Source organism: Inquilinus sp. NPDC058860 (assembly GCF_042743185.1).
Classification (GTDB): domain Bacteria; phylum Pseudomonadota; class Alphaproteobacteria; order DSM-16000; family Inquilinaceae; genus Inquilinus.
The window spans coordinates 98,714-112,220 of sequence record NZ_JBHYMS010000014.1 but is presented as its reverse complement, the minus strand read 5'-3'; the positions used below and the strand labels follow the sequence as shown (position 1 = coordinate 112,220).

Here is a 13,507-nt window from a genome sequence, read left to right as displayed (position 1 = left end):
GCTGTTCCGTCTTGTCCGTGTCGCCCTTTGCCCCCGAGACGCAGATGGATCATGCCCATGCCCGCTCCGACGCCGCGGAATTCGAGGCCGCCCGCAGGGTTCTCTGGGGGCTGGCCTACCGCATGCTCGGCTCGCGCGCCGATGCCGAGGACGCGGTGCAGGAGACCTGGCTGCGCTGGCAGGCAGTCGACCGCGGCGCGATCGACAACGCCCGGGCCTGGCTGGTCACCGCCTGCACCCGGCTGTGCATCGACCAGCTCCGATCGGCCCGGCACCGGCGCGAGACCTATGTCGGCCCGTGGCTGCCGGAGCCGCTGGTGACCGAGACCGCCCCCTCCGCCGCCGAGGAGCTGGAGCGCAGCGAGACCCTGACCACCGCCTTCCTGCTGTTGCTGGAAAAGCTGACCCCGGTCGAGCGCGCGGCCTATCTGCTGCAGCATGTCTTCGGCCTGGAGCACGCGGCCGTGGCGGCGGCGCTCGACCGCAGCGACGCGGCCACCCGGCAGCTGGTCAGCCGGGCGCGGCGCAAGCTGGAGGGCAGCGGCCCCGCCGCCGAGCCGGTGCCGCAGCCGCAGCACGAGGCGATGCTGACCGCCTTCCATGACGCGCTGCGCTCCGGCGACCTGGCACAGCTGATCGCGCTGCTGGCCCGCGACGCCCAGCTGTACAGCGACGGCGGCGGCAAGGTGCGGGCGGCGATGAACGTCATCGAGGGCAGCGAGCGGGTGGCCCAGTTCCTGCACGGCGTCTGGCGCAAGTTCGGCCGCGAATTCACCTATCTGCCGCGCTGGATCAACGGCCAGCAGGGCTATGTGGTGATGGATGGCGACCAGTTGATGGGCACCATCGGCATCGCCGTCGGACCCGAGGGAATCACCGGCGTGTTCTGGACCCGCAATCCCGATAAGCTGGGCTCGGTTTCGCTGCCTGGGCAGGGCGGCGCCTGATCGTTCCGGAGGCGATCGATGCGGCTTGACGGGGCATGGGTGCATCCGTATAGTCCGCGCGCTTTTCCGGGAGCCGGCTGTAACCCGTTTTGCGACGGGTTAGACGCGCTTTCCGCAGAGACAGACGACCGCGGATGCATCTGGGATGCGGCCGCGACAAGCGAAGGACTCCGGTTGGCCCCGCAGGTGTGGGCGCCTCGGGGTCCTGTATCGTTTGCGTCATCCTTCTCTCGGATTGTGGTGTCGAGCCAGTGGCGACCGGAGGGGTGGGCCGCTTTGCCGGGCCGTTTTTGTCGAAGAACCAAGAAGGGCAGATATGCCGACGATCAATCAGTTGATCCGTAAGCCGCGCCAGCCGCAGCGGGCGCGCAACAAGGTGCCGGCTCTCCAGGCCTGCCCGCAGAAGCGTGGCGTTTGCACCCGTGTCTACACCACGACCCCGAAGAAGCCGAACTCGGCGCTTCGTAAGGTGGCGCGCGTGCGCCTCACCAACGGGTTCGAGGTCACCAGCTACATCCCGGGTGAGGGCCACAATCTGCAGGAGCACTCGGTCGTCATGATCCGCGGCGGCCGTGTGAAGGACTTGCCGGGCGTGCGCTACCACATCATTCGCGGCACGCTCGATACGCAGGGTGTCAAGGATCGTCGCCAGCGCCGGTCGAAGTACGGCGCCAAGCGTCCGAAGTAAGGAGGTCTCCCCATGTCCCGTCGCCATCGCGCCGAGAAGCGTGAGATCCTGCCGGACCCGAAATTCGGCGATGTCATCCTGTCGAAGTTCATGAACAACCTCATGTACGACGGCAAGAAGTCGGCCACCGAGAGCATCGTCTACGGCGCCCTCGACAAGCTGCAGGCCCGCACCAAGGCCGACCCGATCGTGGCGTTCCACGAGGCGCTGGCGAATGTTCGCCCGCATGTCGAGGTCCGCTCGCGCCGCGTCGGCGGCGCCACCTACCAGGTGCCGGTCGAAGTCCGTGCCGAGCGTGGCCAGGCCCTGGCCATCCGCTGGCTGATCGCGGCCGCGCGCAAGCGCTCCGAGACCACCATGGTCGACCGCCTCTCGAACGAGCTGATGGACGCCGCCAACCAGCGCGGCGCCGCGGTGAAGAAGCGCGAAGACACGCACAAGATGGCGGACGCCAACAAGGCGTTCTCGCACTACCGCTGGTAACCCAGCCTCCGGCCCGAGAGACCGATCATGCCGCGTAGCCACGCGATCGAGAAATACCGCAACATCGGCATCATGGCGCACATCGATGCCGGTAAGACGACCACGACCGAGCGAATCCTCTACTACACCGGAAAGTCCTACAAGATCGGCGAAGTGCATGAAGGCACGGCGACGATGGACTGGATGGAGCAGGAGCAGGAGCGCGGCATCACCATCACCTCGGCTGCCACCACCGCGTTCTGGCGCGACTACCGCGTCAACATCATCGACACGCCCGGCCACGTCGACTTCACCATCGAAGTCGAGCGTTCGCTGCGCGTGCTCGATGGCGCGGTGACGGTGTTCGATTCAGTGGCCGGCGTCGAGCCGCAGTCCGAGACCGTCTGGCGCCAGGCCGACAAGTACCACGTGCCGCGGATCTGCTTCGTCAACAAGATGGACCGGATCGGCGCGAACTTCTATCGCTGCGTCGACATGATCAAGGACCGGCTGGGCGCGGTGCCCCTGGTGCTGAACATGCCGATCGGCATCGAGGGCGACTATTCCGGCATCGTCGACCTGGTGGAGAACCGGGCGGTGATCTGGGAGGACGACAGCCTCGGCGCCAGCTTCCATTTCGAGGACATCCCGGCCGATCTGAAGGAGAAGGCAGCGGAGTATCGCCAGGCCCTGCTCGACACCGCGGTCGAGATGGACGACACGGTGATGGAAGCCTATCTCGAGGGCACCGAGCCGACTCCGGACCAGCTGCGCGCCTGCATCCGCAAGGGTACGCTGGCGTTCAAGTTCGTGCCGGTGCTCTGCGGCTCCGCTTTCAAGAACAAGGGCGTGCAGACCCTGCTCGACGCCGTGGTCGACTTCCTGCCGTCGCCGCTCGACGTCGCCGAGGTCCAGGGCCACAAGATCGATTCGGACGAGGCCGACACCCGGCCGACCAATGACGAGGCGCCGTTCTCGGCTCTCGCCTTCAAGATCATGACCGACCCGTTCGTCGGCTCGCTGACCTTCGCCCGCATCTATTCGGGCACGCTCCTGGCCGGCTCCTACGTCCAGAACTCGGTCAAGAACCAGAAGGAGCGGGTGGGCCGCATGCTGCTGATGCATGCGAACAACCGCGAGGAGATCAAGGAGGCCAGCGCCGGCGACATCGTCGCGCTGGTCGGCCTGAAGAACACCACGACGGGCGACACGCTGTGCGATCCGGCCAAGCCGATCGTGCTCGAGCGCATGGAGTTCCCGGAGCCGGTCATCGAGGTCGCGGTCGAGCCGAAGTCGAAGGCCGACCAGGAGAAGATGTCGACCGCGCTGCAGCGCCTGGCGCAGGAGGATCCGTCCTTCCGCGTCGCCGTCGATGCGGAAAGCGGCCAGACCGTGATCAAGGGGATGGGCGAGCTCCATCTCGAGATCCTGGTCGACCGCATGAAGCGCGAGTTCAAGGTCGACGCCAATGTCGGCGCGCCGCAGGTGGCCTATCGCGAGACCATCACCCAGCGGTCCGAGATCGACTACACCCACAAGAAGCAGACCGGCGGTTCGGGCCAGTATGCCCGCATCAAGCTGGTGTTCGAGCCGCTGCCCGCGGGGTCGGGCTACCAGTTCGAAAGCTCGGTCATCGGCGGCACCGTGCCGCGGGAATACATCCCGGGCGTGGAAAAGGGCCTGAACTCGGCCAAGGACACCGGCGTGATCGCCGGCTTCCCGGTGATCGACTTCAAGGCGACCCTGATCGACGGTGCCTACCACGACGTCGACTCCTCGGTGCTGGCGTTCGAAATCGCCTCCCGTGCTGCGTTCCGCGAGGGCATTCCGAAGGCCCGGCCGGCGCTGCTCGAGCCGATCATGAAGGTCGAGGTGGTGACGCCCGAGGACTACATGGGCGACGTCATCGGCGACCTGAACAGCCGGCGCGGCCAGATCCAGGGCATGGACAGCCGCGGCAACGCCCAGGTCATCGCGGCGATGGTGCCGCTGGCCAACATGTTCGGCTACGTCAACACCCTGCGGTCGATGTCCCAGGGCCGCGCCCAGTACTCGATGCACTTCGATCACTACGAGCAAGTGCCCCAGGCGATCGCCGACGAAGTCCGCGCCAAGCTGGCTTGATGCGCGCGTGAGAAGAACGGAGAGAGAGAATGGCGAAGGCGAAGTTTGAGCGGACGAAGCCGCACTGCAACATCGGCACGATCGGCCACGTGGATCACGGGAAGACGTCGCTGACGGCGGCGATCACGAAGATCCTTGCGGAGTCTGGCGGGGCGACGTTCACGGCGTACGACCAGATCGACAAGGCGCCGGAGGAGAAGGCGCGCGGGATCACGATCTCGACGGCGCATGTGGAGTACGAGACGGCGAACCGTCACTACGCGCATGTGGACTGCCCGGGCCACGCCGACTACGTGAAGAACATGATCACGGGTGCGGCGCAGATGGACGGCGCGATCCTGGTGGTGTCGGCGGCGGACGGGCCGATGCCGCAGACGCGCGAGCACATCCTGTTGGCGCGGCAGGTGGGCGTTCCGGCGCTGGTGGTGTTCCTGAACAAGGTCGACATGGTCGACGATCCGGAGCTCTTGGAGCTGGTGGAGCTCGAGGTCCGGGAGCTGCTGTCGAGCTACGACTTCCCGGGGGACGACATTCCGATCGTGCCGGGCTCGGCGCTGGTGGCGCTGGAGGACGGCGACGCGAAGCTGGGTCGTGACGCGATCCTGGAGCTGATGTCGAAGGTCGACAGCTACATCCCGCAGCCGGAGCGTCCGAAGGACCGTCCGTTCCTGATGCCGATCGAGGACGTGTTCTCGATCTCGGGTCGCGGCACGGTGGTGACGGGTCGCGTGGAGCGCGGGATCGTGAAGGTGGGTGAGGAAATCGAGATCGTCGGTCTGAAGCCGACGGTGAAGACGACCTGCACCGGCGTGGAGATGTTCCGCAAGCTGCTGGACCAGGGCGAGGCGGGCGACAACATCGGGGCGCTCTTGCGCGGCACCAAGCGCGAGGAGGTCGAGCGCGGCCAGGTTCTGGCCAAGCCGGGCTCGATCACGCCGCACACCGAGTTCAAGGCCGAGGCGTACATCCTGACCAAGGAAGAGGGCGGCCGTCACACGCCGTTCTTCACCAACTACCGTCCGCAGTTCTACTTCCGGACGACGGATGTGACCGGTGTGGTGGAGCTGCCGGAGGGCACCGAGATGGTGATGCCGGGCGACAACATCTCGATGAAGGTCACTCTGATCGCGCCGATCGCGATGGATGAGGGCCTGCGCTTCGCCATCCGCGAGGGCGGCCGCACCGTCGGCGCCGGCGTCGTCGCCTCCATCATCAAGTGATGATGGCTTGAAGGATCATGGGTCGGGGGCCTCGGCTCCCGGCTCGTGAAGGACCAAGGACCGTACCTCCGTCCCCCGCCGCAAGGCGGCACGGAAAGGGCGGCCCGGGATGAGAGAGGCGATGGGCGACGAGCCTTGAGCCTCGCGCATGGCGGGCCCGATCACGAAAGCGTCACGACCCGGATTCCGGGCGTGACATTCGGGGCGGGCTCGGTTATGAAACGCGCCTCACCCGAGCCCCCTCGCGGCTTGGGTGAGTTTTTTTTTGGACTGTTCGCGACGTGGGGGCCGGAATGAGCCGGTTTTCCACCTCTCGGCAAGAACACTCGGATACAGAACGATGGACAGTCAGAACATCCGTATCCGCCTCAAGGCGTTCGATCATCGCGTGCTCGACCAGTCGACCAGCGAGATCGTCAACACCGCGAAGCGGACCGGTGCTCGGGTGCGCGGGCCGATCCCGCTGCCGACGAACATCGAGCGCTACACCGTCAACCGCTCGCCGCATGTCGACAAGAAGTCGCGCGAGCAGTTCGAGATCCGCACCCACAAGCGTCTGCTCGACATCGTCGACCCGACGCCGCAGACCGTCGATGCTCTGATGAAGCTCGACCTCGCGGCCGGTGTCGATGTCGAGATCAAGCTCTGAGGCGGTGACGATGCGCTCCGGATTGATCGCCCAGAAGCTGGGCATGACACGAATTTTCGACGCCGAGGGCCAGCACGTCCCGGTCACGGTCCTGAAGCTCGACGGCGTCCAGGTCGTCGCGGTGAAGACCGAGGCGACCGACGGCTACACCGCGGTGCAGCTCGGTGCCGGCAAGGCCAAGGTCAAGAACGTCTCCAAGGCGGTTCGCGGCCACTATGCCAAGGCCGAGGTCGAGCCGAAGAAGAAGCTGGTCGAGTTCCGCGTCAGCAGCGATGCGCTGCTGACCGTCGGTGACGAACTGACCGCCGACCATTTCCTGGCCGGCCAGATCGTCGACGTCACCGGCACCTCGATCGGCAAGGGCTACGCCGGCGTCATGAAGCGCTGGAACTTCGGTGGCCTGCGCGCCTCGCACGGCGTGTCCGTCTCGCACCGGTCGCATGGTTCGACCGGCCAGCGGCAGGACCCCGGCAAGGTGTTCAAGAACAAGAAGATGGCCGGCCATCTCGGCGATGAGCGGGTGACGGTGCAGAACCTCACCGTCGTCACCACCGATGTCGAGCGCGGCCTGATCATGGTCAAGGGTGCGGTTCCGGGCGCCGAGGGCGGCTGGGTGCTGATCCGCGACGCGGCCAAGCGGCCGGCGCCGAAGGACGTCCCGTTCCCGGGTGCGGTCCGCAAGGCTGCCGCTGCGGCGACCGAGACGCCTGCTGCCGAAGCCGGGGCTGCTGAAGCTCCTGCGGCTGACGCTGCCGGTCAGGAGGGCTGAGCATGAAGATCGCCGTCAAGACGTTCGACAACACCAGCGCCGGTGAGATCGAGCTCGACGATTCCGTGTTCGGTCTCGAGGTCCGCACCGATCTGCTCTTCCGCATGGTGAACTGGCAGCTGGCCAAGCGCCGCTCCGGCAACCACAAGACCAAGGGCATCAGCGAGATCAGCGGCACGACCAAGAAGCCCTACAAGCAGAAGGGCACGGGTCACGCCCGCCAGGGCTCGACGCGGTCGCCGCAGTTCCGCGGCGGCGCCCGGATCTTCGGGCCGGTCGTCCGCAGCCATGCGCACGACCTGCCGAAGAAGGTCCGCAAGCTGGCCCTGCGCCACGCGCTGTCCTCCAAGGCGGCCGACGGCAAGCTGGTCGTGGTCGATGCGGTCGTGGCCGACAGCCACAAGACCAAGGGCCTCGCCGCCAAGCTGACCGCGCTGGGTCTCGACTCCGCGCTGATCCTGGCCGGCGAGCAGATCGACACCAACTTCGCTCTCGCCGCCCGGAACCTGCCGTTCATCGACGTGCTGCCCAGCCAGGGCGCCAACGTCTACGACATCCTGCGCCGTGACACCCTCGTGCTGTCGCGCCAGGCGGTCGAGCAGCTCGAGGCTCGCCTGAAATGATCCGCTCCCGCAAGAAGAAGGCCGACACGGCCGTCACCCCGCGGATGTACGACATCATCCGCGCGCCGGTGATCACCGAGAAGGCGACGCTCGCCGCCGGCCACAACCAGGTCGTGTTCAAGGTGCCGCTCGACGCCACCAAGCCCGAGATCCGCGGTGCGGTCGAAGGCGTGTTCGGCGTCAAGGTCACCGCGGTGAACACGCTGATCGTCAAGGGCAAGACCAAGCGCTTCCGGGGCCTCCCGGGCAAGCGTTCGGATGTGAAGAAGGCCGTCGTGACGCTCGCCGAAGGGCAGCAGATCGACGTGACCACGGGGGTTTGATCCGATGGCCTTGAAGACATTCAATCCCATCACCCCGGGCCTGCGCCAGCTGGTCCAGGTGGATCGCTCGGGCCTGTGGAAGGGCAAGCCGGTCAAGACCCTGACCGAAGGCCTGACCAAGAAGGGCGGCCGCAACAACACCGGCCGGATCACCGCCTTCCATCAGGGCGGCGGGCACAAGCGCACCTACCGGATCATCGACTTCAAGCGCCGCAAGCTCGGCGTCGTCGGCACGATCGAGCGCCTGGAATACGATCCGAACCGGACCGCCTTCATCGCCCTCGTCACCTACGAGGACGGCGAGCAGGCCTACATCCTGGCGCCGCAGCGCCTGGCTGCGGGCGACAAGGTCGTCGCCGGCGAGAAGGTCGACATCAAGCCGGGCAACGCCATGCCGCTGCGCAGCATGCCGGTCGGCACGATCGTCCACAATGTCGAGCTGAAGGCCGGCAAGGGCGGCCAGCTGGCGCGTTCCGCCGGCACCTACGCCCAGCTGGTCGGCCGCGACATGGGCTACGCCCAGCTGAAGCTGGCCTCGGGTGAGCTGCGCATCGTGCGCGGCGAGTGCTTCGCCACGGTCGGCGCGGTCTCCAACCCGGACCAGTCGAACATCTCGATCGGCAAGGCCGGCCGCAACCGCTGGCTCGGCAAGAAGCCGGTCACCCGCGGTGTCGCCATGAACCCGGTCGACCATCCGCATGGTGGTGGCGAAGGCCGCACCTCGGGCGGCCGTCATCCGGTCACCCCGTGGGGCAAGCCGACCAAGGGCCGCAAGACCCGCAGCAACAAGGCGACGGATAAGCTCATTATCCGCCGTCGCAAGAAGTAAGGGAGAGCGACGGTGGCACGCTCCGTTTGGAAGGGCCCGTTCGTCGACGGCTATCTGCTGAAGAAGGCGGACAAGTCGCGCTCGTCGGGCCGGAACGAGATCATCAAGATCTGGTCGCGTCGCTCGACCATCCTGCCGCAGTTCGTCGGCCTGACCTTCGGTGTCTACAACGGGCAGAAGTTCCTGCCGGTCGTGGTCAACGAGAACATGGTCGGGCACAAGTTCGGCGAGTTCTCGCCGACGCGGACGTACTACGGCCACGCGTCGGACAAGAAGTCGAAGAGGAAGTAAGCGATGGGACAGGAGAAGAACCCCCCTCGCCTTGCGGAGAATGAGGCGCGCGCGTTTGCGAAGACGCTGCGCACCAGCCCCCGCAAGCTGAACCTCGTCGCTCAGTCGATCCGAGGCAAGGATGCGGCCAAGGCGCTGGCCGAGCTCACCTTCTCCCGCCGTCGCATCGCCGACGACGTGAAGAAGGTGCTGCAGTCGGCGATCGCCAATGCCGAGAACAATCACCAGCTGGACGTCGATCGGCTCTACGTCGCCGAGGCCTATGTCGGGCGGCAGATCGTCATGAAGCGGTTCCATGCCCGCGCCCGCGGCCGTGCGTCCCGCATCGAGAAGCTCTGGTCGAACCTGACGGTCATCGTCCGGGAGCGGGAGACGGCGTAATGGGTCAGAAAGTCAATCCGATCGGCCTTCGGGTCGGCATCAACCGGACTTGGGATTCGCGCTGGTTCGCGACCAAGGACTATGCCGGCCTGCTGCACGCCGATCTCAAGATCCGCGAGTTCCTCGAGAAGCGTCTGGCCCAGGCGGGCATCAGCCGCATCGTCATCGAGCGGCCGGCGAAGAAGGCGCGCGTCACGGTCTACACCGCCCGTCCGGGCGTGGTGATCGGCAAGAAGGGCGCCGACATCGAGAAGCTCCGCCAGGAGCTGGCGAAGATGGCCGGCAGCGAGGTCAGCTTGAACATCGTCGAGATCCGCAAGCCGGAGATCGACGCCAAGCTGGTCGCCGAGAACATCGCCAACCAGCTCGAGCGCCGCGTGGCGTTCCGCCGCGCCATGAAGCGCGCGGTGCAGAACGCGATGCGCCTGGGCGCCCAGGGCATCCGCATCAACTGCGGCGGCCGCCTCGGCGGCGCCGAGATCGCCCGCACCGAGTGGTACCGCGAGGGCCGCGTGCCCCTGCACACGCTGCGCGCCGATGTCGATTACGGCACGGCGACGGCGAAGACCACCTACGGCACCTGCGGCGTCAAGGTCTGGGTGTTCAAGGGCGAGATCCTCGCCCATGACCCGATGGCCCAGGACAAGCGGGCGGCCGAGGCGGCCGCCGGCCCGTCTTCGGCCCGGCCGGAGCGTGGCGATCGTCGTGACGACCGTCGTGGCCGCGATCGCGATCGCGGTCGGGAGGGCTGAGGATCATGCTGAGTCCCAAGCGCACCAAGTACCGCAAGCAGCACAAGGGCCGGATCCACGGCGTTGCGAAGGGCGGCACCACGCTGAACTTCGGCGCCTACGGCCTGAAGGCGCAGGAGCCGGCCCGGCTGACGGCGCGGCAGATCGAGGCGGCCCGCCGCGCGATCACCCGCCACATCAAGCGTCAGGGCCGGGTCTGGATCCGGATTTTCCCGGACGTGCCCGTGTCGTCGAAGCCTGCCGAAGTCCGCATGGGTTCGGGCAAGGGCGCGCCGGAGTTCTGGGCCGCCAAGGTCAAGCCCGGCCGCGTCATGTTCGAGCTCGACGGCGTGCCCGGCGACCTGGCGAAGGAAGCCTTCGCCCTGGCCGCCGCCAAGCTGCCGATCGCCTGCAAGTTCATTGCCCGCCTTGGAGAGGAGGTCTGACCATGGATATCGAAGACGTCCGCGCCAAGACGCCGGACCAGCTGAAGGACGATCTGCTCGCGCTGAAGAAGGAGCAGTTCAACCTGCGCTTCCAGGCCGCGTCGGGCCAGCTCGAGAACACGGCGCGGGTTCGCGTCGTGCGTCGCGACATCGCGCGCATCAAGACCGTCATGGGCCAGCGCGGCAAGGATGCCGCGCCGGCCAAGTAAGAGGATTGTGAGCCATGCCGCGGCGCGTGCTCATCGGGACGGTTGTGTCCGACAAGACTGACAAGACCGTCACGGTCCTCGTCGAACGCAACCTGATGCACCCGGTCTACAAGAAGTTCATCAAGCGGACCAAGCGGTACCTCGCCCACGACGAGGCCAACGTTTGCAAGGTCGGCGACCGCGTCTCGATCATCGAGACCCGGCCGATCAGCAAGCGGAAGTCCTGGCTCGTCCTGTCCGAGACCGAGGCCAGCGCCCTGGGCGTGTCGGCCGACCCCGCTGTTTCGGGAGCGTAAACCATGATTCAGATGCAGACGAATCTGGACGTCGCCGACAATTCCGGCGCCCGTCGGGTGATGTGCATCAAGGTGCTGGGCGGTTCCCACCGCCGGACCGCCACCGTCGGCGACGTCATCGTCGTGTCGATCAAGGAGGCGATTCCGCGGGGCCGCGTGAAGAAGGGTGACGTGCATCGCGCCGTCATCGTTCGGACCGCCAAGGAACTGCGCCGCCCGGATGGCTCGACGATCAAGTTCGACCGCAACGCGGCCGTGCTGATCAACAAGCAGGGCGAGCCGGTCGGCACCCGCATCTTCGGGCCCGTGACTCGCGAGCTGCGGGCCAGGAAGTTCATGAAGATCATCTCGCTGGCTCCCGAGGTGCTGTGATGGCTGCGAAGATCAAGAAAGGCGACCAGGTCGTCGTCCTCGCCGGCCGTGACAAGGGCAAGAAGGGCGAGGTCATCGAGGTCCGTCCGGCCGACGACCGCGTCGTCGTCCGCGGCGTGAACATCGTGAAGCGCCACACCCGCCAGTCCGCGAAGACGCAGGGCGGGATCGTGGAGCAGGAGGCTGCGCTGCACGTCTCGAACGTGGCGCATGTCGACCCGAAGAGCGGCCAGCCGACCCGCGTCGGCTTCAAGACGCTCGAGGACGGCCGCAAGGTCCGGGTCGCCAAGGCCTCCGGCGAAGTGATTGATCGGTGAGGGTGGCCATGTCCCGTCTCAAATCCCACTACGACAAGGTCATCCGGCCGAAGCTGAAGCAGGACTTCGCCTACGCGAACGACCTGCAGGTGCCGCGGATCGAGAAGATCATCATCAACATGGGCGTCGGCGATGCCGTCGCCGACAGCAAGAAGATCCAGGCGGCCGCGTCCGAGCTGACGCTGATCTCCGGCCAGAAGCCGGTGATCACGAAGGCCCGGAAGTCGATCGCGGTCTACAAGCTGCGCGAAGGCATGTCGATCGGCACCAAGGTCACTCTGCGCCGCGAGCGGATGTACGAGTTCCTGGACCGCCTGGTGAACATCGCCCTGCCGCGGGTCCGCGACTTCCGCGGCCTGTCGCCCAAGTCCTTCGACGGCCGGGGCAACTACGCCCTCGGCATCAAGGAGCAGATCGTGTTCCCCGAGATCGACTACGACAAGATCGAGACGGTGCGGGGAATGGACATCGTTATCGTGACGAGCGCGAAGACCGACGAGGAGGCGCGTGCACTCCTCAAGGCCTTCGACTTCCCGTTCGTCAGCTGAACGAGCAAGGATAGATCATGGCCAAGAAGAGCTCGGTCGAGAAGAACAAGCGTCGCGAGAAGCTGGCGAAGGCGTTCGCCGGCCGCCGCGAGCGCCTGAAGTCGATCGCCAACGACCAAAGCCTGCCGATGGAAGACCGCTTCACCGCCCGCCTGAAGCTGGCGGAGCTGCCGCGGAATTCCTCTCCGGTGCGCATCCACAACCGGTGCGAGCTGACCGGTCGCCCGAAGGCCTTCTACCGGCGCTTCAAGTTGAGCCGTATCGCGCTGCGCGAGCTGGCCTCGCGCGGGCAGATCCCCGGCATGACCAAGTCGAGCTGGTAAGGAGTACGGATTATGTCGCTGAGTGATCCGTTGGGCGATCTGCTCACCCGTATCCGCAACGGCCAGCGGGCCGGCAAGGCCGTGATCGAGACCCCGGCCTCGAAGCTGCGGGCCAACGTCCTCGACGTGCTGAAGCGCGAGGGCTACATCCGCGGCTACGAGACCCATGAGGTCAGCACCGGCATCGCGGCCATCAAGGTCGAGCTGAAATATGCCGAGGGCCAGCCGGCGATCAAGCGCATCGACCGCGTGTCGAAGCCGGGCCGCCGCGTCTACTCGGGCATCAAGGACCTGCCGAAGGTGTACAACGGGCTGGGCATCTCCATCCTGTCGACGCCGCGCGGCGTGATGTCGGATGTCGAGGCCCGCGCCGCCAATGTCGGCGGCGAGATCCTCGCCCGCGTGTTCTGAGGAGACCGGCGATGTCACGAATCGGCAAACACGCGGTCAAGGTGCCGGCCGGGGTCGACGCTTCGGTCTCGGGCCAGGCCGTCTCGGTCAAGGGCAAGCTCGGCCAGCTCAAGCTCGCGGTCAACGACGAGATCAAGGTCTCGATGGAAGACGGCGCGATCAAGGTCGAGCCGAAGAGCCAGTCGCGCCTGGCGCAGACCATGTGGGCCACCAGCCGCACCCTGATCAACAACATGGTGGTCGGGGTCAGCACGGGCTTCACCACCAACCTCGAGATCAACGGCGTCGGTTACCGCGCCGCGGTCCAGGGCAAGGAGCTGGTGCTGACGCTCGGCTTCAGCCATGAGGTGCGCTACGCGATCCCCGAGGGGATCGCGATCAAGTGCGAGAAGCCGACCTCCATCTCGATCACCGGCTTCGACAAGCAGCGCGTCGGTCAGGTCGCCGCGGAAATCCGCGGGTACAAGAAGCCCGAGCCCTTCAAGGGCAAGGGCATCAAGTACGAGACCGAGACCATCCTGCGCAAAGAAGGCAAGAAGAAGTAAGGA

22 protein-coding genes are annotated in these 13,507 nt (G+C 66.4%); all 22 read left to right on the top strand.

Translation table 11 applies throughout. The annotated features are described in order from the left end of the window. The first annotated feature begins 44 nt into the window (after window positions 1-44). The 22 genes from sigJ to rplF all read left to right on the top strand — a co-directional run bounded on the left by sigJ (window position 45) and on the right by rplF (window position 13,504). A complete protein-coding gene (gene sigJ, locus ACFW16_RS12370) occupies window positions 45-947 on the top strand; it encodes an RNA polymerase sigma factor SigJ (RefSeq protein WP_380305250.1) in 903 nt (300 codons plus the stop codon). Between the two features lie 316 nt (window positions 948-1,263). Further along, window positions 1,264-1,635, top strand: coding sequence for a 30S ribosomal protein S12 (gene rpsL, locus ACFW16_RS12365; RefSeq protein WP_026873043.1), 372 nt, complete (start codon window positions 1,264-1,266; stop codon window positions 1,633-1,635). A gap of 12 nt (window positions 1,636-1,647) precedes the next feature. Beyond that, window positions 1,648-2,118, top strand: coding sequence for a 30S ribosomal protein S7 (gene rpsG / locus ACFW16_RS12360; RefSeq protein ID WP_034842379.1), 471 nt, complete (start codon window positions 1,648-1,650; stop codon window positions 2,116-2,118). 27 nt (window positions 2,119-2,145) lie between these two features. Continuing rightward, on the top strand, window positions 2,146-4,221 hold the full coding sequence (fusA, locus tag ACFW16_RS12355) for an elongation factor G (protein WP_380305247.1): 2,076 nt from the start codon (window positions 2,146-2,148) through the stop codon (window positions 4,219-4,221). Between the two features lie 29 nt (window positions 4,222-4,250). Beyond that, window positions 4,251-5,441, top strand: a complete 1,191-nt coding sequence (gene tuf, locus ACFW16_RS12350; protein WP_380305245.1) for an elongation factor Tu — start codon at window positions 4,251-4,253, stop codon at window positions 5,439-5,441. Between the two features lie 340 nt (window positions 5,442-5,781). After that, entirely contained in the window at window positions 5,782-6,090 is a 309-nt protein-coding gene (gene rpsJ, locus ACFW16_RS12345; RefSeq protein ID WP_026873858.1) for a 30S ribosomal protein S10, read from the top strand. 10 nt (window positions 6,091-6,100) lie between these two features. After that, entirely contained in the window at window positions 6,101-6,859 is a 759-nt protein-coding gene (gene rplC / locus ACFW16_RS12340; protein ID WP_380305243.1) for a 50S ribosomal protein L3, read from the top strand. Between the two features lie 2 nt (window positions 6,860-6,861). After that, complete coding sequence (rplD, locus tag ACFW16_RS12335) at window positions 6,862-7,482, top strand: 50S ribosomal protein L4 (protein WP_380305241.1); 621 nt, start codon at window positions 6,862-6,864, stop codon at window positions 7,480-7,482. After that, complete coding sequence (locus ACFW16_RS12330) at window positions 7,479-7,805, top strand: 50S ribosomal protein L23 (RefSeq protein ID WP_380305239.1); 327 nt, start codon at window positions 7,479-7,481, stop codon at window positions 7,803-7,805. Before rplD ends, ACFW16_RS12330 begins: the two co-directional genes overlap by 4 nt. Window positions 7,806-7,809: 4 nt before the next feature. Further along, window positions 7,810-8,634, top strand: coding sequence for a 50S ribosomal protein L2 (rplB, locus tag ACFW16_RS12325; RefSeq protein ID WP_380305237.1), 825 nt, complete (start codon window positions 7,810-7,812; stop codon window positions 8,632-8,634). 12 nt (window positions 8,635-8,646) lie between these two features. Beyond that, window positions 8,647-8,925, top strand: a complete 279-nt coding sequence (rpsS, locus tag ACFW16_RS12320) for a 30S ribosomal protein S19 (protein ID WP_342239776.1) — start codon at window positions 8,647-8,649, stop codon at window positions 8,923-8,925. 3 nt (window positions 8,926-8,928) lie between these two features. After that, window positions 8,929-9,306 (top strand): 50S ribosomal protein L22, encoded by a 378-nt coding sequence (gene rplV, locus ACFW16_RS12315; RefSeq protein ID WP_034837015.1) that lies wholly within the window; start codon window positions 8,929-8,931, stop codon window positions 9,304-9,306. Continuing rightward, the gene (rpsC, locus tag ACFW16_RS12310) at window positions 9,306-10,058 is read left to right on the top strand and encodes a 30S ribosomal protein S3 (protein ID WP_380305234.1); all 753 of its coding nucleotides are present in this window, start codon (window positions 9,306-9,308) and stop codon (window positions 10,056-10,058) included. The genes rplV and rpsC overlap by 1 nt, the downstream gene beginning before the upstream one ends. Before the next feature lie 5 nt (window positions 10,059-10,063). Beyond that, window positions 10,064-10,483, top strand: a complete 420-nt coding sequence (gene rplP, locus ACFW16_RS12305) for a 50S ribosomal protein L16 (RefSeq protein WP_088152687.1) — start codon at window positions 10,064-10,066, stop codon at window positions 10,481-10,483. 2 nt (window positions 10,484-10,485) lie between these two features. After that, entirely contained in the window at window positions 10,486-10,692 is a 207-nt protein-coding gene (gene rpmC, locus ACFW16_RS12300; RefSeq protein WP_138892691.1) for a 50S ribosomal protein L29, read from the top strand. Window positions 10,693-10,706: 14 nt separating this feature from the next. Continuing rightward, window positions 10,707-10,988 carry a 30S ribosomal protein S17 gene (gene rpsQ, locus ACFW16_RS12295; protein ID WP_380305232.1) on the top strand — a complete coding sequence of 94 codons (282 nt, stop codon included), beginning with the start codon at window positions 10,707-10,709 and terminating at the stop codon, window positions 10,986-10,988. 3 nt (window positions 10,989-10,991) lie between these two features. Next, a complete protein-coding gene (gene rplN / locus ACFW16_RS12290; RefSeq protein ID WP_380305230.1) occupies window positions 10,992-11,360 on the top strand; it encodes a 50S ribosomal protein L14 in 369 nt (122 codons plus the stop codon). Then, window positions 11,357-11,677, top strand: coding sequence for a 50S ribosomal protein L24 (gene rplX, locus ACFW16_RS12285; protein ID WP_225767065.1), 321 nt, complete (start codon window positions 11,357-11,359; stop codon window positions 11,675-11,677). Before rplN ends, rplX begins: the two co-directional genes overlap by 4 nt. 8 nt (window positions 11,678-11,685) lie before the next feature. Further along, window positions 11,686-12,225: a 50S ribosomal protein L5 gene (gene rplE, locus ACFW16_RS12280; RefSeq protein ID WP_380305227.1), complete on the top strand. Its 540-nt coding sequence runs from the start codon at window positions 11,686-11,688 to the stop codon at window positions 12,223-12,225. 17 nt (window positions 12,226-12,242) lie between these two features. After that, the gene (gene rpsN / locus ACFW16_RS12275; RefSeq protein ID WP_380305225.1) at window positions 12,243-12,548 is read left to right on the top strand and encodes a 30S ribosomal protein S14; all 306 of its coding nucleotides are present in this window, start codon (window positions 12,243-12,245) and stop codon (window positions 12,546-12,548) included. A gap of 12 nt (window positions 12,549-12,560) precedes the next feature. Next, window positions 12,561-12,959 (top strand): 30S ribosomal protein S8, encoded by a 399-nt coding sequence (rpsH, locus tag ACFW16_RS12270; protein WP_380305223.1) that lies wholly within the window; start codon window positions 12,561-12,563, stop codon window positions 12,957-12,959. 11 nt (window positions 12,960-12,970) lie between these two features. Beyond that, on the top strand, window positions 12,971-13,504 hold the full coding sequence (rplF, locus tag ACFW16_RS12265; protein WP_380305221.1) for a 50S ribosomal protein L6: 534 nt from the start codon (window positions 12,971-12,973) through the stop codon (window positions 13,502-13,504). Window positions 13,505-13,507: the final 3 nt, after the last annotated feature.

Bases quoted from the DNA above. Each gene is read 5' to 3' on its own strand.
- sigJ (WP_380305250.1), top strand. From the start codon at position 45: ATGGATCATGCCCATGCCCGCTCCGACGCCGCGGAATTCGAGGCCGCC.
- rpsL (WP_026873043.1), top strand. From the start codon at position 1,264: ATGCCGACGATCAATCAGTTGATCCGTAAGCCGCGCCAGCCGCAGCGG.
- rpsG (WP_034842379.1), top strand. From the start codon at position 1,648: ATGTCCCGTCGCCATCGCGCCGAGAAGCGTGAGATCCTGCCGGACCCG.
- fusA (WP_380305247.1), top strand. From the start codon at position 2,146: ATGCCGCGTAGCCACGCGATCGAGAAATACCGCAACATCGGCATCATG.
- tuf (WP_380305245.1), top strand. From the start codon at position 4,251: ATGGCGAAGGCGAAGTTTGAGCGGACGAAGCCGCACTGCAACATCGGC.
- rpsJ (WP_026873858.1), top strand. From the start codon at position 5,782: ATGGACAGTCAGAACATCCGTATCCGCCTCAAGGCGTTCGATCATCGC.
- rplC (WP_380305243.1), top strand. From the start codon at position 6,101: ATGCGCTCCGGATTGATCGCCCAGAAGCTGGGCATGACACGAATTTTC.
- rplD (WP_380305241.1), top strand. From the start codon at position 6,862: ATGAAGATCGCCGTCAAGACGTTCGACAACACCAGCGCCGGTGAGATC.
- ACFW16_RS12330 (WP_380305239.1), top strand. From the start codon at position 7,479: ATGATCCGCTCCCGCAAGAAGAAGGCCGACACGGCCGTCACCCCGCGG.
- rplB (WP_380305237.1), top strand. From the start codon at position 7,810: ATGGCCTTGAAGACATTCAATCCCATCACCCCGGGCCTGCGCCAGCTG.
- rplV (WP_034837015.1), top strand. From the start codon at position 8,929: ATGGGACAGGAGAAGAACCCCCCTCGCCTTGCGGAGAATGAGGCGCGC.
- rpsC (WP_380305234.1), top strand. From the start codon at position 9,306: ATGGGTCAGAAAGTCAATCCGATCGGCCTTCGGGTCGGCATCAACCGG.
- rplP (WP_088152687.1), top strand. From the start codon at position 10,064: ATGCTGAGTCCCAAGCGCACCAAGTACCGCAAGCAGCACAAGGGCCGG.
- rpmC (WP_138892691.1), top strand. From the start codon at position 10,486: ATGGATATCGAAGACGTCCGCGCCAAGACGCCGGACCAGCTGAAGGAC.
- rpsQ (WP_380305232.1), top strand. From the start codon at position 10,707: ATGCCGCGGCGCGTGCTCATCGGGACGGTTGTGTCCGACAAGACTGAC.
- rplN (WP_380305230.1), top strand. From the start codon at position 10,992: ATGATTCAGATGCAGACGAATCTGGACGTCGCCGACAATTCCGGCGCC.
- rplE (WP_380305227.1), top strand. From the start codon at position 11,686: ATGTCCCGTCTCAAATCCCACTACGACAAGGTCATCCGGCCGAAGCTG.
- rpsN (WP_380305225.1), top strand. From the start codon at position 12,243: ATGGCCAAGAAGAGCTCGGTCGAGAAGAACAAGCGTCGCGAGAAGCTG.
- rpsH (WP_380305223.1), top strand. From the start codon at position 12,561: ATGTCGCTGAGTGATCCGTTGGGCGATCTGCTCACCCGTATCCGCAAC.
- rplF (WP_380305221.1), top strand. From the start codon at position 12,971: ATGTCACGAATCGGCAAACACGCGGTCAAGGTGCCGGCCGGGGTCGAC.